Genomic DNA, 19,114 nt, shown 5'->3' with positions numbered 1-19,114 from the left:
GCCTGGGTAGCCATGACGCGCTGGTGAACAAGTAAAAAAATTGAGCAGTAAATACGTTTTTGTGCAAATCGTTGCGCTCTGAGGGTGGGTCTTCAAGCGTGGTAACCAACACCAACAAGCAGTCGGGAAAGAAACATGAATGCTCCATTGAAAGGGCCTTTGAGCGAAGAACAGCGCAGCGGCATCGGTGGCCTGGTGACGACGCTGGGTGTCGTGTTGGTGCTGGGTGGCGCCAACGCTTACTGGGGTTTCCGCGAAGGCGACTTCGACGTAACCCGTGTGCAACGGTCGGAAGAGCTGCGGGTGTTGTCGCAGCAGCTGGCCAAGAACTCATCGGAAGCGGCGCGCGGTAACGAAGCGGCGTTTACCCAGCTCGAGCAGGTGCGTAACCAGTTCGACGGTCTGTTCAATACCCTGGTCTCGGGCGAAAGCCGAACCGGCTTGCCGGCCGCCTCGGCCGACATCCAGAAAAAAGAAATCGCGACCACCAAGCAATTGTGGGAAGAAGTGAAGGCCAACGCCGACACCATCCTGAAAGCGCGCGAAACCGTGCTGGATCTGCACGGCGTGGCCGCGGATCTGCAACAGAACGTGCCGCAGCTGCAGTTCGAGTACGAAAAAGTCACCGACATTCTGGTCGAGAACAACGCGCCGCAGGATCAGGTCCGGCTGGGTACCCGCCAGATTTGGTACGCCGAGCGTATCGTCCGCTCGATTCAGAAAGTGCTGGCCGGTGGTGATGATGCACCGCTGGCGGCGGAAAACTTTGGCCACGACGTCGACCTGTTCGGTCAGACCCTGAACGGTATGCTCGACGGCGATCCGGTCATGGGTGTGCGTCAGGTCACCAACCGCGAAGCGCGGGAATCGCTGAACGAAATCAGCACCATGTTCACCGGCGTCAAAGACAACGTCGGCTACATCATTCAATCGACCGGCGAACTGTTCAAGGTGCACGAAGCCTCGAACAAGATGTTCGCGCAAACCACCCAGCTGCTGACCCTGACCCGTGATCTGTCGAACGCCTTCCGCGGTTCGGCCGGCACCCGTCTGCTCGGCAACCCGTTTGTCTCGGCCGGCGCCGGTGTGCTGGTCGTTATCCTGCTGATTCTGCTGTACATCACCCAGCGTCGTGCCGAGAAGCAGCGGTTCGCCATCGCCGAAGAAGCCCGTGAGCAGGAAAAGCAACAGAACGAACGTAACCAACAGGCGATTATCCGACTGCTGGACGAAATGGGCGACTTGGCCGACGGTGACCTGACCGTTAACGCGACCGTTACCGAAGACTTCACCGGCGCCATCGCCGACTCGATGAACTTCGCTATCGACCAATTGCGTTCGCTGGTATCGACGGTACAAAGCGCGGTGGCCCGGGTATCAAACGCCACCGACGAAACCCGTCAGGTTGCAACCGAACTGGCGCAAGCGTCGCGTAACCAAGCGCAGGAAATTACCGGCGCCTCGGCCGCTATTAACGAAATGGCGGTGTCGATTGAGCAAGTGTCGGCCAACGCCGCCGAATCGGCCCAGGTGGCCGAACGCTCCGTGCAAATCGCGAAGAACGGCGCCGAGGTCGTGCGCAACACCATCCGCGGCATGGACACGATTCGTGAGCAGATTCAGGAAACCTCGAAGCGGATCAAGCGACTGGGTGAATCGTCACAGGAAATCGGTGACATCGTGTCGCTGATTAACGACATCGCCGACCAAACCAACATTCTGGCGCTGAACGCAGCGATTCAGGCAGCGATGGCCGGTGAATCGGGCCGCGGCTTCGCGGTCGTTGCGGACGAAGTGCAACGTCTGGCGGAACGCTCCTCGAATGCGACCAAGCGAATCGAGGCACTGGTCAAAACCATTCAGACCGACACCAACGAGGCGGTTATCTCGATGGAAAGCTCGACCTCGGAAGTGGTCCGGGGGGCGAAGCTGGCGCAGGACGCCGGTGTCGCACTGGAAGAAATCGAGCGCGTGTCCGCCGACTTGGCCGAATTGATTCAAACCATTTCGAACGCGGCGCGGCAACAGGCGGCCTCCGCCGGCCATGTCTCGAACACGATGCATGTCATTCAGGAAATCACCAACCAGACGCTGCACGGCACCCAAGTGACCGCGCAACAGATTGGCAAGCTGGTGGAACTGGCCGATGAACTGAAAGGTTCGGTCGCAGGCTTCAAGCTGCCCGGCCGCTAATCGGTGACGGCAAAGCTGGTGTCGGCAACGGCGCTTTCAGGAACGGCGGTCATGGCGGAAGCGGTAGTACTGCGACAAGCGCCAGACATGGGCGCAGCGGAATTTGCACGCTGGCAGAAACTGATTGAGGTGCGCACCGGCATTCATCTGCCGGAGCATCGCAAGCCGTTTCTGATGCTGGCGTTGTCGTCGCGCATGCGCGAAATCGGGGTAGAAGACTACAACGATTATTTCGTCAGCCTGCGTGATGGCGCGCCACAGGCCTCGTTCGAATGGGCCTGCTTGGTTGATCTGCTGACCGTGCATGAAACCCGTTTCTTCCGCCACGAAGAATCGTTCGAGTTGGTGCGCAGCTATGTTCGCAATCTGCTCAAGCAGAATGGCGAGCAACAAAAGCGCAGCATTCAGGCCTGGAGTGTCGGCTGTTCGACCGGGGAAGAGGTCTACAGTCTGGCGCTGGCGCTGCACGAGTTGCAGGACGAAACCGGGCCGTTCTATTACGGCGTCACCGGCACCGACATCAGTTATCCCGCGCTGGCCAGTGCGCGCGAAGGCATTTATCACCTGCGCCGCTTGATCGGTCTGAGCGACGAGCAGCGTGAGCGCTATTTTCAGGCCGTTGGTGACGACTACTACCAAGTGATGCCGGCGGTTCGCCAGCGCACCTGTTTTGTCCAAGGCAACGTTCACGACCTGCGGCACGCACCGAACCAGTTATTCGACATTATTTATTGCCAGAACCTGCTGATTTATTTCCAGCCCGAGCGCCGGCGCGATTTGCTCAATCAATTGGTTGAGCATCTGCGGCCAGGTGGCATGTTGGTGCTGGCTCCCGGTGAAGTGCTGCGTTGGCACCATCCGGCGTTGACCCGAATTCAAAACAAGCAGTGTCTGGCATTCAGCCATCGCGGTAGCAACCCGCAAGCGGAGTAGGCATGGCCGATAATTATGATCAGCTCGCCCTCAAATGGGTGCGCGAAGAAGTCAATAAAACGCTGGACCAGGCGCGTCAGGCGCTGGAAGCGTTCGCCGAAAATGCCGACGACAGTACCCAGATTCGTTTCTGCAGCAGTGCCCTGCACCAGGTGCGCGGTACCCTGCAAATGCTGGAGTTTTACGGCGCGGCCCTGTTCGCCGAAGAAATGGAATATCTGGCCGAAGCGATTGCCGAAGGCAAAGTAAAGAATCCGCCGCGGGCGCAGGAAGTGCTGATGGGCACCATCCTGCAATTGCCGACCTATCTGGAACGGGTGCAGGCCGGACAACGCGATTTGCCGGTGGTCCTGCTGCCGCTGCTTAATGATCTGCGCGCCTCGCGCGGCGAAACCCTGCTCAGCGAAAGCGCAATTTTCACTCCGACTTTGCTCGGCGTGAAAACGCCGCTGCGGCAACCGCTGCCGGATCAGCCGCAGAACAGCGACGACTACAAAGAGTTTGCCAAAAAACTGCGCCACCATTACCAGCGCGGCCTGCTCGGCGTGCTGCGCAATCAGGACGTCAAAGAAAGCCTGCAGCGGCTGGTCAAGGTGGTGGAGCGGCTGGAATGCGGCTGCACCAATACGCCCATTGCCACGCTGTGGTGGGTGGCTGGCGGCTTTATCGAATCGATCGCCGAAAATGATGTGTACAAAAATGCCTCGGTGCATGCGCTGCTCGGTCAGATTGACAAATACCTGAAGCAACTCGGTGAAGAAGGTAGCTTTGTGTTGCAGCACGAGCCGCCGGCCGAGCTGCTGAAAAACTTGCTCTATTACGTTGCTTGTGCCCAGCGCGAAACCGATCGCATCAAGGAACTGCAGAGCGCTTACGATCTGCGTTCTGCACTGCCGACCGCCAGCGATCTGGAAACTGAACGGCAACGCATGACCGGCTCCGATGCCGGCGCCATCCGCACCGTCCTCCAAGCATTGAACGAAGATTTGGCCGGCGTCAAAGACGGCCTCGATTTGTTTGTTCGCAGCAAAACCCGCAGCCCGCAGGATCTGTTGAACCTGCTGCCGACCCTGCGCCAGATTGCCGACACGCTCGGGATGCTCGGCCTCGGTGTGCCGCGTGATTCCGTGCGCCAGCAAGTCAATGCGCTGCAGAAATTGGCCGACTCCGGTCAGGCACCGACCGATGCCCACGTCATGGACATCGCGGGCGCGCTGTTGTTTGTTGAAGCCAACCTGACTTCGGTCGCCGCCAACGCGGCGGCGATGGCGGCAGAAGACGCCGATTCGCATGCACCAGCGGCAGGTAACGACGAAGAAATTGCCGCCGAAGCGCAATTCGACGCTGCTCGCGATGTGCTGATCAACGAATGCCGCGGCAATTTGCAGAAGTGCAAAGACAGCATCATCGATTTCATGGCATCGAGCTGGGACCATCGTCTGCTCGAAGGCGTGCCGACGCTGCTGGTCGAAGTGCAGGGCGGTCTAGGCATCATCGGCTTGCCTGATGCCGCGCAAATGATTGGCAGCTGTCAGCAGTTTCTGGCGACACGCGTACTGGGCGCCCAAGGGGTGCCCAATGCCGGCGTGCTGGATGCGCTCGCCGATGTGCTGACCTCGGTCGAATACTTCCTCGAATCGCTGCAAGAAGCCGGTGGCCAAGGTCTGGAGTCGGTACTGGCGGCTGCGCGCGAAGCGACCGGCATTATCGATGCCGAACTGGCGCGTGCGCCGACACCGGCAGCTTCTGCCGCCGCACCATCACCGGTCGCGCCGGCGCCAGCGCCGGTTTCGGCGCCCGCACCCGCACCAACGCCCGCACCGTCATTTGCGGCGACCGACAGCGACATGATCGATCAGGAAGTGATCGAGATTTTCATCGAAGAAGCCGGCGAGCAGCTGGCCACCATCAATGAGCTGTTGCCACGCTGGGCTGAGAACGAAGACGACAAAGATTCGCTGATTACCATTCGCCGCGCGTTCCATACGCTGAAAGGTTCGGGCCGCTTGGTTGGCGCGAAATTGCTCGGCGAAATGGCCTGGTCGATCGAGAACATGCTCAATCGCGTGCTCGACAACACCGTGCCGGTCACCCGCGAATTGCTTGCAGTAGTGCGCGAGGCCTCGCAGGTCGTCATCCCGGCGCTACGCGAAGCGTTTACGCTGCAAAGCGAGCCGACCATACGGCCGGAAGCATTGATGGCGCGCGCCGACGCGTTGTCACGCGGCGAGTCTATGACTGCAGCCCCCGCGCCTGCACCGACGCCTGTTACGGCACCGGCACCGGTTGCGCCAAGCGAACCGTCACACGACGAAACGATTGCCGAATTGCCGGTCGCGCAAGTTGAAGAACCGATCGTTGCCGAACCGGTTGCTACGGTCGAGCCGGTGGCAGAAGCATCAGGCTTCAGCGTCGAACCCGAATACAGTTTCGATGGCGCCGAAGAGCTGGTTGCCGAGCTGCCGGTTGCCGAACTACCTGCAATCGAAACTGGCAGCGAACCGGCCGCCACCGAAGACAGCAGTTTTGGCGAACTGGTCGAGACCATCGAGTTCAGCGACGACGCCTTGCCGGTGCTGAGCCTGGAAGAGCCTGCCCTGGAAGAACCGGGCGCCGCCGAATTGACCGATTTGGCCGCTGGTGAATTCGAGCCGATGGCCGAGCTTGCTGGCGAAGCCAGCGCCGGGTTGCCAACCGCGAGTGTCGAAGAAGAACCCGACAACACGCTCTACGATATTTTTGCTGGTGAAGCCGGCGGCCATCTCGACGCGATCGACAGCTATTTGGCTGACATGGCCTTGTCGCCGTTCTCGCCGAAAGTCAGTGATGAACTGATCCGCGCGCTGCACACGCTCAAAGGCAGTGCGCGCATGGCGCAGCTCGACAGCATCGCAGCCGTGATTTCGCCGCTGGAAAAGCAGGCGCGCGAATTGCAAAACCGCGATGCCAATGTGCCCAGCGATTATCTGGCCTTGCTGGCCGACGGCAAAACCGCATTGGCGCAAGCCTTGCCGGCGTTGCAGGCTGGTCAATTGCCGGACGCCGTGCCTTTGCTGGCGTTGGCGGCGCGTATCGAAGCGCTGGAATTGCAGGAACCGAGCGCAACGGCCAATGCCAACGAGCGCGATCCGGAACTGCTGAGCTTGTTCCTCAGTGAAGCGATGGATTTGGTATCCGATGCCGACATGGCGCTGAACGGCTGGCAGCAGCAAGCTGACAGCGGTCAGGCCGGTCACACCTTGGTCGAGCTGATGTCGGCGCTGAAGCAAGCATCCGAGACGTCGCGGTTGCCGCTGGTGGCGCAATTGGCGCAAGCCCTTGCCGGTCTCTATCAACGTGCGGCAATCGCCGATAGCCGCGATGCTGCATTCTTCCAACTGGCCCATCGTGGTCAGGGTGCCTTGTTCGATCAACTCGATCGCATTGCCGCCGATCAAAGTGTGCAAGTGCCCAGTGATTTGCTGGCCGCGCTTGATGCCTGGACCGGCACTAGCCCTGCGGCTGTTGAAGTCGCCGCCGGATTCACGCTGCGTGAGCTGCCGCGCGAAGAGACGCCGGCACCGGTCGCAAACGAACCGGAAGAAATCAGTTTTGACGCGGTCGCCGAACCGATGCTCGATGCACCGGCATTCGACGTACCCGCCGCTGTGGTCGAGCCGATCTCAGAAGCGGTTGCAGAATCGCCGGTTCATGACGAGCCGGTGTATCAGACGCCGACCGCCGACGTGGTCAGCGAAGGCCGCTTTGAAGACAACTCCTTCACTGGCGCGCGCGCAGCCGATTTGTTCACCCCGGGTCTGGCGCTGCCTGCCTACGACGAGACTGACGCACCACAAGCTATTACCATCGATGAAGACGGCGAAGAAATTCTGCAAATCTTCCTCGAAGAAGCGGACGAAATTCTCGACAGCATCGACGAAACACTGGCTGCCTGGCTGACCAATCCGGATGACATCGGGTCGGTCGCGATTTTGCAGCGCCATTTGCACACGCTCAAAGGCGGCGCCCGGTTGTCCGATTTGAAAGAAATCGGCGACTTGTCACACGAACTGGAAAACCTGTTCGAGGCGATCACCGACGGTCGCATGCAGAGTTCGCCGGTGTTCATCCGGGTCGCGCAGGAAGCGCGCGATCGGTTAGCGGATCTGGTGACCGAGGTGCGCAATGATCGCACCCAAACGCATCCGAGCGCCTATTGGCGCCGGTTGCAAATCGCCATTGCCGGCCAGGATCCGTACGCCGGTGTGCAAGCACCGGTCAGCGCGCCCACTCGCGTTCCGGCAAGCACGCCTGCCGGTGCCCCGACAACGCCAGCCGTGCCTGTCGTTTCGACGCCGCAGCAGCCCGCCGTCGGTGCACCGGTCAGCGAACCGGGTCGCGTGGTGCCGTTCCCGGCCAAGGAAAAACAGCCCGTCGAACCGGCCCGACCGGCAGCGCAGCAAGGCGAGTTTGTCCGGGTGCAAGCGAATGCGCTCGAATCGCTGGTCAACCTCGCCGGCGAAACCTCGATTTTCCGTGGCCGACTCGAACAGCAATTCGTCGTGCTGCGGCAAAACTTGCACGAAATGGAACAGACCGTTGCCCGTTTGCGCGAACAGCTGCGGGTCATGGAAATTGAAAACGAAGCGCAGATTCAACACCGTAAGGAAGCGGTCGGTCAGGAATACGAAGAATTCGATCCGCTCGAGTTCGACCGCTACACCCGTCAGCAGGAACAAACACGTTTGCTGTCGGAATCCGCCGGTGACTTGCTGAACCTGAAAGAAGCGCTCGACAACCTGGCGTCCGATTCGGAAACGCTGCTGCTGCAACAGGGCCGGGTCAACTCGGAACTGCAGGACGGCTTGATGCGCACGCGCATGGTGCCGTTCTCGTCGGTGGTACCGCGACTGAAGCGGATGGTCCGGCAGATTGGTGAGGAGCTCGGCAAGGGCGTTGAGATCGCCATTCACGCCGACGGTGAAATGGATCGCACCGTGTTGGAGCGGATGGTTGCGCCGCTCGAACACATGATCCGTAACGCCATCGACCACGGTATCGAGCGGCCAGAAAAACGGGTCGCCAATGGCAAGCCGGCGACCGGCCGGATCAAGATTCGCCTGCTGCGCGAAGGCGGCGAAGTCGTGGTCGAAATCGCCGACGACGGCGCCGGCATCAATCTTGGTGCGGTCAAACGCAAAGCGATCGAACGCGGTCTCATCACCGAGCAATCGCAGCTGACCGATCACGAACTGATGCTGCTGATTCTCGAAGCCGGTTTCTCGACGGCTGAGCAAGTCACCCAGATTTCCGGCCGTGGCGTCGGCATGGACGTGGTGGCGTCGGAAATCAAGGAGCTGGGCGGCCGCATCGACATCGATTCGGAAACCGGCAAAGGCTCGCGCTTCACCGTGCGGCTGCCGTTTACCGTGTCGGTCAACCAGGCGTTGATGGTGCAGGTTGGCGACGACATTTACTCGATTCCACTGGCCAACATCGAAGGTATCGTCCGGGTCTCGCCGTACGAGCTGCAAACCTATTACGGTGACGAGTCGGTACGTTATGAATACGCCGGCCAGCCGTACCGGATGCGCTATCTCGGCACCCTGATCGATCACAACCGGACGCCGCGCTTCGAAGGCGTGTTCAAACCGCTGCCGGTACTGTTGCTGCACGGTTCTGAACATCCGATTGCGCTGCAGGTTGATGAATTGCTCGGTTCGCGCGAAATCGTTGTGAAGTCGGTCGGCTCGCTGCTGTCGACCATTTCCGGTCTGTCCGGCGCCACCATTCTGGGCGACGGCCGGGTCGTGCTGATTCTCGATTTGCCGGCGCTGCTACGCCGCGCCGATGCGATTCAGGCCGCCGACGAAGTGGTCGAAGTCGTCGACGACACCTTGCCGCTGGCACTGGTGGTCGACGATTCGATTACCGTGCGCAAAGTTACCGCGCGTCTGCTCGAACGGCACAACTACCGCGTGCTCACCGCCAAAGACGGCGTCGATGCGGTCAACGTGCTGCACGATCACAAACCGGACATCATGCTGCTCGACGTCGAAATGCCTCGCATGGATGGCTTCGAACTGGCCGGTATCGTCCGTCACGATGATCGCCTGAAAGATGTGCCGATTATCATGATCACCTCGCGCACCGGCGACAAACACCGGGCCCGCGCTGAGGAAATCGGGGTCAACCGCTACCTGGGCAAGCCGTTCAACGAGGTTGAATTGCTCAACACCATGTCGCAACTGCTCGACGCTCGCAGTTGAGTAAGCGGCAGTGAAAAGCCAGGCATTGCGGATCGGATTGATTGGCAGCGGCGACGACAGCAGCAGTAAATTGCTGCGACTGCTCGCCGAGCAAGGCATGCAAGTGGTGCATGCCTTGCTGCCAAAAGATCTGACCGATGCGCATATCGCCGCCACCGATCTGGATGTCTGGCTGCTCGATCTCGATGACAACCACTGGCACGATCAACTCGACGAGTTGATGGACCGCTCCTCGGTACCGATTTTCTTCAACGAACACCAGGCCATTGAAAGCCAGCAGCACCTCGATTACTGGTGTCGCAATCTGATCAGTCGGATGTTCGAGCTGGTTGCCGATGTTCCCGGCCTGCCGCCAGTTGCCAGCGCGCCGGCGGCCGCTGCCAGCCGCAGCGGCGAGACCGTGCACATCGCGTTTCCGGCCAGCGCGCAAAAGAAGTCCGAGAGCAAACCTTCCGATGAACTGACACCCGCGCCAGCCGCGCTGGATCCGGATCTGTTGCAGGAAATCGAAGAGCTCGAGCAGTTGCTGCAGACTCCGACCAAGCAGCAGGAGGTGTTGCCGGATCTGGACGACAGTTTGCCGCTGCCTGCCGCGCAGGACGATTTCATTTTCACTCCGGCCGCGACTGCGAAAGCACCACCTGCACCACCGAAGCCGGCCCCCACTGCGGCGACCGCACCAGCAGAAAAGCCGGTCGAGAAAGCGGTGGAAAAAACCACAGAAAAAGCCGCCGAAAAGATCAGCGAAAAGGCTGCAGAGCAGACCACAAAAACACCTGCCGAAAAGCCTGCGAGTACGGCAACGCCGGTGGCCACTGCCGACAGCGCCGCCAAACCGCTGGATCCGGTCGCAGCCGCCAAGGAACGGGCCGCGAAAATCAAGCAACAGGCAGCGGCGAATCTCGGCAAAGCCGCACCTGCAGCGCTCACCGAAGCGGCGCCGGTTACACCGGCTGCGTCAACACCAATCTCAGCGGCTGATTCAGCGCCGAAGATGGCGCCCGCAGTTGCGAACATAGCCGCGAGCACTGTTGCAAATGCCGCCGCAAGTACCGCACATGCAGTGCCGGCAACGCCAGCAAAAGTGACCGCACCGGCGACAGCGACAACCGCATCAACGGCAACCCCGACAGCGACCCCGGTCGCCAGCAAACTGGCGCCAGCACCGCTGAGCGCGCCCACTGCGCCAGCCAATACGTCTGTGGTGCCGGCCAGTACGACAGCGGTGCCGGAAAAAGCGCTCGCGGCGAGCCAAGCGGCCGTTGCCAGTACGCAAACCACGGTATCTATTTCGACACCGGCAACAAAACCAAGCGAACAGAAAGTCGCAGATCAGAAAACAGCCGAACCGAAAGCACCAGAACAGAAAACACCGGAACAGAAAACACCAGAAGCCAAAGCCGGCAGCAATGTAACGCTCGATATTACCGCGCTGGAGCCGGTGGTTTCGCCGCCAGAAAAACATGATTGGCCGACCTTTCCGGCGCCGGCAGCCGAGCGCGGCGCGCAGCAGTTGGCAATCGAAGCAGACACCGCCGATTTCGCGCCGATTCAGCCGCAGCCCGCGAGCGGGCCGATGCGTGAACCGGCGCGACCGCTGGCAGTGGTGCCGGGCAGCGCTGCGGCAGCACATGCAAAGCCAACGATAAAAGCCACCGAGAGCAAGGCAGCGCCGGAATCTGATGCGGCCGGGCACAAGCCGATGCCGGCGGCCGGCAGTTATGTCGAGCCGGTGCCGACGCTGACACCGGCCCATATGGCGGACATGGAATTTGAGGCGGTTGATTTTGAACCGGCGGCCGATGAGTTGGAACCACACGCTGATTTTGATGTGCCGATGCTGGAAAGCGTCGCCAGTGCCAACGCCAGCGAATTCGAAGCGGTTACCGATATGCCGCCAGCATTGCCCTGTGATCTTTGGGTGCTCGGCGCTTCACTCGGTGGTCCGGCGGCACTGAAACGTTTCTTCACCGCACTCGATCAGCCATTGCCGATTTGCTTTTTGCTGGCCCAGCATATCGATGCCCATTTCCTGCCGGTGCTCGGCAAAATTCTCGAACAGGCCAATCCGTTTTACGCGGTGCAGGTGCTGGCGCGTCCGGGTCTCATCGAGCCGGGTTCGCTGTTGCTGGCGCCGATTGAAAAGCGGCTGCGCTTTCTCGATGCCGGTCAGATCGTGCACAGCGGCAAGAGCTGGACGCCGCCGTATTCACCCTGCATTGACGATGTCCTCAGCGATGTCGCCGCCGCGTATCCGGGTCAGGTCCATGCCATCGTGTTCAGCGGCATGGGCGAGGATGGCGTTGACGGCGCCCGGGCGATTCGCGATGGTCAGGGCCAGATCTGGGTGCAGGAAGCGGAAAGCTGCGCCAGTAGCGTCATGCCGGATGCCATTCATCAGGCCGGTCTTGCTCATCAACGGGCGACACCGGAACAACTCGCCACCCGCTTGATGGCGCGTTATCGTCAATCTGCCGACAGCAAAAATCTGGCGTAGTCTATTCACAAGGGCGCCACGCCAACGAGGTAAGCCATGGAAGTTCGTGCCAATGAAATTTATTCGCTGCTGATGCCGGCGGCCGGTGACAGCGTGTTGCTGCCCAACATCGCCGTGGCCGAGGTCGTGCCGTACTTCGGTAACGTCGACAAGCCGCTGCAAGGCGCGCCGCAATGGTTGCTCGGTTATCTGCAATGGCGTGGCCGTCACGTCCCGCTGATGGCAATGGAAGCGATCGATGGCGGTGAATTGCCGCAACTGACCCGCTTGTCGCGACTGGCGATTCTGAACACCGCCAATGGCAGCGCTGATGTGCCGAACGTCGCCATCGTCGTGGGCGGCATTCCGCGGCTGACCCGGGTCATGCCCGGTCTGTTGCAACCGGTCGAAGGCGGCGGTTCGGTCACCAAGGCTCGTGCATTCATGGCCGGGCAAACGATTCAAATTCCGGATCTGGACAAGCTGGAAGACCTGGCACGTGAGACGCTGGTCTACCGTCCGGAAAAAATGAGCTGAGCGCTGACGCGCAGACAGCGCCCATTCAGCAAACGGCCTGCATCATGCCGGCCGTTTTGTTTTGCGCCGGAAGCCATCATGCGTCGTTTGTTTTGCGCGAGTGTCGTGCTCGTTCTGTTAAACGCTTGTGTCAGTCAATCGGTCAACCATGATCTGAGCGATCGCAACGGGCGTCTGCCAACCGTTGCCGGTGCGCCCACGTGCCCCGGTGAGGATTGCTGGCAAGCGGAAGTCATGGCCGATGTCCTCGGCGCCGTGATCGAATACCGGTTTGATAAAGCCGAGCGACAAGACCGCGACGAGCCATTTCATCCGTTTGACGAGCGTCAGTGAATAGCCGGCACGCCGATAGCGGCAATTGCTGCGCCGCGCGTTCGCGCCACTGAGCGCTGCTAGAGCTCGGCAAAAAATGCCGGCACCAGCGCACTCGCCATGCCATGCCGCGCTTCGGTAAAGCGGCTGCGCTGCTGCGACGGTTCCAGATTCAATTCCACGCTATGCGCACCCGCGGTGCGCGCCGCCTCGACGAACCCGGCGGCCGGATAGACATTGCCGCTGGTGCCGATGCTGACAAATAAATCGCAGCGCGCCAGCGCAGCGCCAATCCGCTCCATCTCCAACGGCACTTCACCAAACCAGACGATGTGCGGGCGCAAGGTGCCTTTGAGCGCGCAGCAATCGCAGCGCCGCTCGCCATCCAGATCGGTGTTGATGGAAAAGATCTGCTGGCTCATGCTGCAGCGCATTTTGAGTAGCTCGCCATGCATGTGAATCAGCTGCTTGCTGCCGGCGCGGTCATGCAAGTCATCGACATTCTGCGTGACCAGCAAAAAATCGCCGTGGAAGCGCCGCTCGAATTCGGCCAGGGCAAGGTGCGCGGCATTCGGTTGCACGGCAGGGTCAAACAGCTTGCGTCGGCGTTCATTGTAAAAACGCTGCACCAACGCCGGGTTGCGGGCGAAACCTTCCGGTGACGCGACATCCTCAATGCGATGGTCTTCCCACAGACCATCGGCCGCGCGAAACGTGCGGATACCGGACTCGGCCGAAATGCCGGCACCGGTCAGTACGACAATCGAGTGATAAGTCATAGCCGTGGTCGCCTGCGATTGATCCCGTGCATATCTTTTCGGTGGGCGCGGCTTTAGCCGCGACAGTTGGCAGATACATCGTTTTCGCAGCTAAAGCCGCTCCCACAAGATGGTTCGATGATGGCAACCGTATTCTTCGCGGCAATACTTTTCCCGGATTGTCGCCGCTACACATCTTTGTGCTGTGTTTGGCGGGTCCGTTGCGCTTGACCCGCCCCACCGGCAAGCGCTGGCTTCGTCGTCATCAGTCAGTTTCGTTGCAACTAAAAAGCGGCTTTAGTTGCTCAGCAAAAATCGCCGGCCAACACTTGCAAGCCGGCCAAGGCCGCCATCGCCGCCGTCTCGGTGCGCAGAATGCGCGGGCCCAGACGCAGGCCGGAAAATTTGGCAGCGCGGGCGTATTTCATGTCCATTTCGCCTAGGCCACCTTCCGGACCGGCCAGCAAGACCACCGCCGTTTGCAGCGGCAGATCGCGCAGGTTGTGCTGACCTTCCGGATCCAGCATCAGCCGCAAATTGCCGGCGGCCAATTCACTGAGCGCGATATCCAGCCGGCGCACGGTGGCGATTTGAGGCACCACATTGCGGCCGCTCTGCTCGCAGGCGCTTTCGGCAACGCGTTGCCAGTGCTCGCGCTTTTTTTCCCAGCGATCGGCATCGACCGAAACGCCGCAGCGCTCGCTGATCACCGGCTCAATGCGGCTGACGCCCAGCTCGACCGCTTTCTGCACCGTGTAATCCATGCGCTCGCCACGCGAAATGCCCTGCATCAAGGTGATTGCCAGCGGCGATTCGCGATTGACTGTCGTTGCCGCATCGACGCGCGCGCGCACGGCTTTCTTGTCGCACTGGGTCAGCACGGCGTCGTACTGGCTGCCATCGCCATTGAACAATTGCAGCGCATCGCCTTCTTTCAGCCGCAACACCCGGCTGACATGGCCGGCTGCCTGCTCCGCCAGAGCGACGGTAACGCCGATGCTCAAAGGCTCGGCAACAAAGACGCGAATCGTGCGCATGAGAATCACTTTATAAAAAGGGGGAACTTCCCCCGGGCGAAAGTTTGGATCAAATTGTCCGGCCGGTTTGACCGAGGCCGGCAAGCCCCATAGGATACCGGACAGAAGGCCCAGGCAGTCAGCGTCATCGCCAGGGCCTGATGTTGGTTCTGATTCTGGCTTTGCTGCCGGAGCGGTGGCCAACATCATGCGGACCCGGGCCATGCAGAGCCGGATCGCATCAGGGAACAAACGCCGTACGGGACATGCAGTCAGCACGGCGACCACGCTTCTAGGGAAAAACCAGATGAAAATAAGCATTCCCGCCGAAACCCTGCCTGGCGAACTGCGCGTCGCCGCCACCCCCGATACCATCAAGAAGTACGTGAGCCTTGGCCACAGCGTCGCGGTACAGAGCGGTGCTGGCGTTGCCGCCGGCGTCACCGATGCCGCCTATAGCGCGGCCGGTGCCAGCATCGTCAACGCCGCCGAGGCCTTTGCCGGCGAGCTGGTGCTGAAGGTGCGGGCACCCAGCGAGGCCGAGCTCGGTCAGCTCAAAGCTGGCAGCGCCGTGCTGGCGCTGTGCAATCCGTATCGTAATAACCTGCTGGGACAGTACGCGCAGGCGGGCATCACGCTGTTTGCCATGGAATTGCTGCCCCGCATCACCCGCGCCCAAAGCATGGACGTGCTGTCGTCGCAGGCCAACATCGCAGGCTACAAGGCAGTGTTGATGGCGGCCAACCATTACCCGCGTTATTTCCCGATGCTGATGACCGCGGCTGGCACCGTCAAAGCGGCGCGTGTGCTGATCCTCGGCGCCGGTGTTGCCGGCTTGCAGGCCATTGCCACCGCCAAACGCCTCGGCGCTGTGGTCGAGGCGTTTGATGTCCGCACGGCCGCGAAAGAACAGGTCGAATCGCTCGGCGCCAAGTTCGTCGAAGTACCCGGTGAAGCGGGCGATGCCGCCGGTGGTTACGCCAAGGAAATGTCCGACGATTACAAACGCAAACAGGGTGAGCTGGTGCACGAGCGGGCACAGCAAGCCGACATCGTGATCAGCACCGCGCTCATTCCCGGTCGGCCGGCACCACGGCTGATTCATGCGCCCACCGTGGCCGCGATGAAACCCGGTTCAGTGATTGTCGATCTGGCCACCGAAGCCGGCGGTAACGTCGAAGGCTCAGTCGCCGATCAGGTGGTCAATCTCAACGGCGTCACCGTCATCGGCTACACCAATCTGCCGTCGCAACTGGCCGCCGATGCCTCGGCGCTGTACGCGCGTAACCTGCTGAACTTCTTGAGTCCGATGTTCGGCAAGGATGGCAGTTTCAGCATCAACAGCGACGACGAAATCATCAAGGCGTCGCTGATTGTGCGCGAGGGTCAGGTGTTGTTTGCTGCCAAATAAATTCAGTCATTCCGATAACTGAGCGTTCTGCGCTTCCACGCCCTCCCAGCCTGCACCGCAGGCAGGGCAGGGGAAAAACAAAAGGAGATCGTCACCATGGCCGATCCACTGATCATGAACCTGACCATTTTCGTGCTGGCGATTTTTGTCGGCTATCACGTGGTCTGGACCGTTACACCGGCGCTGCATACTCCGCTGATGTCGGTCACCAACGCCATTTCCTCGATTGTCATTGTCGGCGCCATGCTGCAAATCGGTTTCAACGCCGTGGCGCCGGACAGCATCGTCGGCGCGCTGGCCGTGGGCCTTGCCAGCGTCAATATTTTCGGCGGTTTTCTGGTGACCAAACGGATGCTGGAAATGTTCAAGAAGAAAGAGCGGAAAGGCTGAAGCATTTTCGTTTGTCGGGCGGGTTCACCCTCTCCCCAACCCCTCTCCCGTCGAGGGAGAGGGGCGAAATGCCCACTCGTTCGGTACGCTCCGTTCGATCCCCTCCCCCTTGGTGGGGGAGGGTTAGGGAGAGGGTGAACCAGCCGCATGAGCAGACCGAAAAATCCGCTGTACCGGCGAACTACTGACAACAACAACGACAGACCAGAACGCAAGGAAACACCATGGTCAACTACAACCTGATTGCACTGTCCTATCTGATCTCGTCAGTGCTGTTTATCCTGAGTCTGAAGGGTTTGTCGCATCCGGAGACAGCCCGGCGCGGCAACAGCTTCGGCATGATCGGCATGGCGCTCGCCATTGCCACCACCTTCTTCCTGATGAAAGAACTGACCAACAGCAGCGGCTACGTGCTGACGCTGGTGATGATACTGATCGGTGGTGGCGTTGGCACCGTGCTGGCGAAAAAGGTCGAAATGACCGCAATGCCACAGCTGGTCGCGGCGATGCACTCTCTGATTGGTCTGGCCGCTGTGCTGATCGCCGTTGCCGCCATTCTGAAGCCCGACAATCACATGGAAGGCGTGCACCGCTTCGAGCTGTTCGTTGGCGCTTTCATTGGTGCCATTACCTTCACCGCTTCCATCGTCGCGTTCGGCAAACTGTCCGGCCGCTTCTCCAGCAAAGCCATTCGTTTCGGCGGCCAGCATCTGCTGAACCTGACCCTAGCCATCGTCATGCTGGTTGGTGGCGTGCTGTTCTTCGTCAATGAATCGCACACCGCGTTCTATGTGATGTTGGCGGTCGCGCTGATGTTGGGTTATTTGCTGATCATCCCCATCGGCGGCGCCGACATGCCGGTGGTGGTGTCGATGCTGAACTCGTATTCGGGTTGGGCCGCTGCCGGCATCGGTTTCACGTTGAACAATTCGCTGCTGATCGTCGCCGGTTCGCTGGTCGGTTCCAGCGGCGCGATTCTGTCCTACATCATGTGCAAAGCGATGAACCGCTCGCTCATCAACGTGATCTTCGGCGGCATTGGCAGTGATGCCGGCACCGCCGATGCTGGCGATGGCAAAGAAAAAACCTATCGCAGCGGCTCGCCGGACGACGCCGTGTTCCTGATGAAAAACGCCGAGACCGTGGTGATCGTGCCCGGCTACGGTCTGGCCGTCGCCCGCGCCCAGCACGCGCTGCAAGAATTCGCCAGCAAACTCGAACACCACGGCGTCAAAGTTCGTTACGCCATTCACCCGGTCGCCGGTCGTATGCCCGGTCACATGAACGTACTGCTCGCCGAAGCCGACGTGCCCTATGACCAGGTGCTGGAAATGGAAGAGATCAACAACGATTTTGCCAACACAGACGTGGTGCTGGTGATCGGCGCCAACGACGTGGTTAATCCGGCGGCGAAAGACGATCCGAAATCGCCGATCTACGGCATGCCAATTCTGGAAGCACACAAAGCCAAAACTATTTTGGTGGTCAAACGCTCGATGGCAGCGGGTTATGCCGGCCTCGACAATGACTTGTTCTATATGGACAAGACGATGATGGTGTTTGGTGATGCGAAGAAGGTGGTGGAGGATTTGGTGAAGGCGTGTGAATAGGTGCGATTGATGCGGCACGCAATATGGATTGTGATGACAGCGCTGATGGCGGTGCCTGTTTTCGCAAAAGACTCATGCAATTTGGCAGCACTAAACAATTTCCAGCAACAGGCAAAGAGCCTCGAAAACGCAGAGAACAGAAGTGCTGCGCTGTCCGGAATAGCAAAGGCATATCTGGCGCACCAGGAAGTGGATCGTGCGTTGGCGTTGATGAGTGACTTTCGAGAGCCGTATGAGCGCGATCTTGTCAGATCGGATGCGGTTGAGTTTCTGGCCAAAGCGGGATTGGACCAGCAGGCATTGGCCCTGACAGAAGCGCATGAAAATGCCGCGTTCAAAATTCGGTCCTACGCAAAGATGGCCAGGTATGCGACTACCAATAACAAGGCTGACGAATACCTGAAAGAGGCCGAAGCTGTGCTGAATGCAGTGCCCAAAGACTTCTGGCGGGAACGCGGCTGTTCCAATCTATCCGATAGTTACGCCGCTTTGGGAAGGTTTGAAAGGGCGATGCAGCTGGCTGACGGCTCCTGTTCCGGCGAGTTCAGCGCAAGGTCTTACTATGAAATTGCGGCGTTGAGCAAGGACAGACAAGGTGTGATGGCTGCACTGAAGTCTGGCGATGCCGAGCTGTCGCGGTTAACCGATGCTCATCAGCAAGGCAAGTCCCAAGCAGAGCGGATTACCCCGCTGTTCAATCTAGGCGATAAAGATGCCGCTTTGAACGCCGTGGACGAAACCGCTCGATTCTTGGCTCAGCAATCCGACATGGATGCAGCAATCGGCTATGCCGATATGGCAGCTAACCTGTGTCGATTTGAACCGGCGATGGCCAAACGCTATTTTGAACAGGCCATTCATCGTTCGGAATTGATCCCGGAGCAGTATGACCGCATTGAAGCTGCAAGCGTGATATTGCTCTACATTGGCCGGTGCCAGAAATTGAGCGAACAGATTTGCTACCCCATTTTAAGCGACAAGTAGGTCCGATTAGCGCAGCGTAATCGGGCGAATGTTTGTTTCCAATTCAATCAGCTGCTTATCATGATGCAACATTGCCGGGTCTCGGCAATTGCTCCTGGATTGCTCTACCGCCGACATCCCTGTCGGCGTCGCCCCGGCGGGCGACCTACTTTTCTTGCTCGTGCAAGAAAAGTAGGCAAAAGAACACGCCCCAGCGCGCCAGAATCGGTTTGGTTGCTTCGGAAGCTCCGCCCGTCGCTTCGGCGT

12 protein-coding genes are annotated in these 19,114 nt (G+C 59.9%); 10 read left to right on the top strand and 2 right to left on the bottom strand.

From position 1 onward, the window contains the following. The first annotated feature begins 135 nt into the window (after positions 1–135). The 6 genes from HPT27_RS02130 to HPT27_RS02105 all read left to right on the top strand — a co-directional run bounded on the left by HPT27_RS02130 (position 136) and on the right by HPT27_RS02105 (position 12,720). Positions 136–2,193 carry a methyl-accepting chemotaxis protein gene (locus HPT27_RS02130; RefSeq protein ID WP_172238280.1) on the top strand — a complete coding sequence of 686 codons (2,058 nt, stop codon included), beginning with the start codon at positions 136–138 and terminating at the stop codon, positions 2,191–2,193. Between the two features lie 51 nt (positions 2,194–2,244). Next, positions 2,245–3,126 (top strand): CheR family methyltransferase, encoded by an 882-nt coding sequence (locus tag HPT27_RS02125; protein ID WP_172238277.1) that lies wholly within the window; start codon positions 2,245–2,247, stop codon positions 3,124–3,126. Between the two features lie 2 nt (positions 3,127–3,128). Beyond that, positions 3,129–9,374, top strand: a complete 6,246-nt coding sequence (locus HPT27_RS02120) for a hybrid sensor histidine kinase/response regulator (protein ID WP_172238274.1) — start codon at positions 3,129–3,131, stop codon at positions 9,372–9,374. Between the two features lie 10 nt (positions 9,375–9,384). Then, positions 9,385–11,871, top strand: a complete 2,487-nt coding sequence (locus HPT27_RS19560) for a chemotaxis protein CheB (RefSeq protein WP_172238271.1) — start codon at positions 9,385–9,387, stop codon at positions 11,869–11,871. Between the two features lie 36 nt (positions 11,872–11,907). Beyond that, positions 11,908–12,387 carry a chemotaxis protein CheW gene (locus tag HPT27_RS02110; RefSeq protein WP_172238268.1) on the top strand — a complete coding sequence of 160 codons (480 nt, stop codon included), beginning with the start codon at positions 11,908–11,910 and terminating at the stop codon, positions 12,385–12,387. Between the two features lie 78 nt (positions 12,388–12,465). Continuing rightward, complete coding sequence (locus tag HPT27_RS02105; protein ID WP_172238265.1) at positions 12,466–12,720, top strand: hypothetical protein; 255 nt, start codon at positions 12,466–12,468, stop codon at positions 12,718–12,720. A gap of 59 nt (positions 12,721–12,779) precedes the next feature. Here HPT27_RS02105 and cobB read toward each other — a convergent pair whose 3' ends face one another. Beyond that, on the bottom strand, positions 12,780–13,544 hold the full coding sequence (gene cobB, locus HPT27_RS02100) for a Sir2 family NAD+-dependent deacetylase (RefSeq protein WP_268935759.1): 765 nt from the start codon (positions 13,542–13,544) through the stop codon (positions 12,780–12,782). Positions 13,545–13,762: 218 nt separating this feature from the next. Next, positions 13,763–14,494, bottom strand: coding sequence for a 16S rRNA (uracil(1498)-N(3))-methyltransferase (locus HPT27_RS02095; RefSeq protein WP_172238259.1), 732 nt, complete (start codon positions 14,492–14,494; stop codon positions 13,763–13,765). Positions 14,495–14,780: 286 nt separating this feature from the next. On the opposite strand from HPT27_RS02095, the gene HPT27_RS02090 reads away from it, so the two are divergent. The 4 genes from HPT27_RS02090 (at position 14,781) to HPT27_RS02075 (ending at position 18,868) form a co-directional block, all read left to right on the top strand. Continuing rightward, positions 14,781–15,884, top strand: coding sequence for a Re/Si-specific NAD(P)(+) transhydrogenase subunit alpha (locus HPT27_RS02090; RefSeq protein WP_172238256.1), 1,104 nt, complete (start codon positions 14,781–14,783; stop codon positions 15,882–15,884). A gap of 96 nt (positions 15,885–15,980) precedes the next feature. After that, positions 15,981–16,274 (top strand): proton-translocating transhydrogenase family protein, encoded by a 294-nt coding sequence (locus HPT27_RS02085; protein ID WP_172238253.1) that lies wholly within the window; start codon positions 15,981–15,983, stop codon positions 16,272–16,274. Positions 16,275–16,498: 224 nt separating this feature from the next. Beyond that, positions 16,499–17,884, top strand: a complete 1,386-nt coding sequence (locus HPT27_RS02080) for an NAD(P)(+) transhydrogenase (Re/Si-specific) subunit beta (RefSeq protein ID WP_172238250.1) — start codon at positions 16,499–16,501, stop codon at positions 17,882–17,884. A 33-nt stretch (positions 17,885–17,917) separates the two neighbouring features. Continuing rightward, positions 17,918–18,868 (top strand): hypothetical protein, encoded by a 951-nt coding sequence (locus HPT27_RS02075; protein WP_172238247.1) that lies wholly within the window; start codon positions 17,918–17,920, stop codon positions 18,866–18,868. The last annotated feature ends 246 nt before the right edge of the window (positions 18,869–19,114 follow it).

Source organism: Permianibacter fluminis, from assembly GCF_013179735.1.
GTDB classification, from domain to species: Bacteria; Pseudomonadota; Gammaproteobacteria; order Enterobacterales; family Permianibacteraceae; genus Permianibacter; species Permianibacter fluminis.
This window is presented reverse-complemented; position numbering and strand designations above follow the sequence as displayed.

What these genes read in the sequence shown, in the direction of transcription:
- HPT27_RS02110 (WP_172238268.1), top strand. Translation starts at nt 11,908, where the DNA reads ATGGAAGTTCGTGCCAATGAAATTTATTCGCTGCTGATGCCGGCGGCC.
- HPT27_RS02095 (WP_172238259.1), bottom strand. Translation starts at nt 14,494, where the DNA reads ATGCGCACGATTCGCGTCTTTGTTGCCGAGCCTTTGAGCATCGGCGTT.
- HPT27_RS02085 (WP_172238253.1), top strand. Translation starts at nt 15,981, where the DNA reads ATGGCCGATCCACTGATCATGAACCTGACCATTTTCGTGCTGGCGATT.
- HPT27_RS02090 (WP_172238256.1), top strand. Translation starts at nt 14,781, where the DNA reads ATGAAAATAAGCATTCCCGCCGAAACCCTGCCTGGCGAACTGCGCGTC.
- HPT27_RS02120 (WP_172238274.1), top strand. Translation starts at nt 3,129, where the DNA reads ATGGCCGATAATTATGATCAGCTCGCCCTCAAATGGGTGCGCGAAGAA.
- HPT27_RS02130 (WP_172238280.1), top strand. Translation starts at nt 136, where the DNA reads ATGAATGCTCCATTGAAAGGGCCTTTGAGCGAAGAACAGCGCAGCGGC.
- HPT27_RS02075 (WP_172238247.1), top strand. Translation starts at nt 17,918, where the DNA reads ATGACAGCGCTGATGGCGGTGCCTGTTTTCGCAAAAGACTCATGCAAT.
- HPT27_RS02080 (WP_172238250.1), top strand. Translation starts at nt 16,499, where the DNA reads ATGGTCAACTACAACCTGATTGCACTGTCCTATCTGATCTCGTCAGTG.
- HPT27_RS02125 (WP_172238277.1), top strand. Translation starts at nt 2,245, where the DNA reads ATGGCGGAAGCGGTAGTACTGCGACAAGCGCCAGACATGGGCGCAGCG.
- HPT27_RS02105 (WP_172238265.1), top strand. Translation starts at nt 12,466, where the DNA reads ATGCGTCGTTTGTTTTGCGCGAGTGTCGTGCTCGTTCTGTTAAACGCT.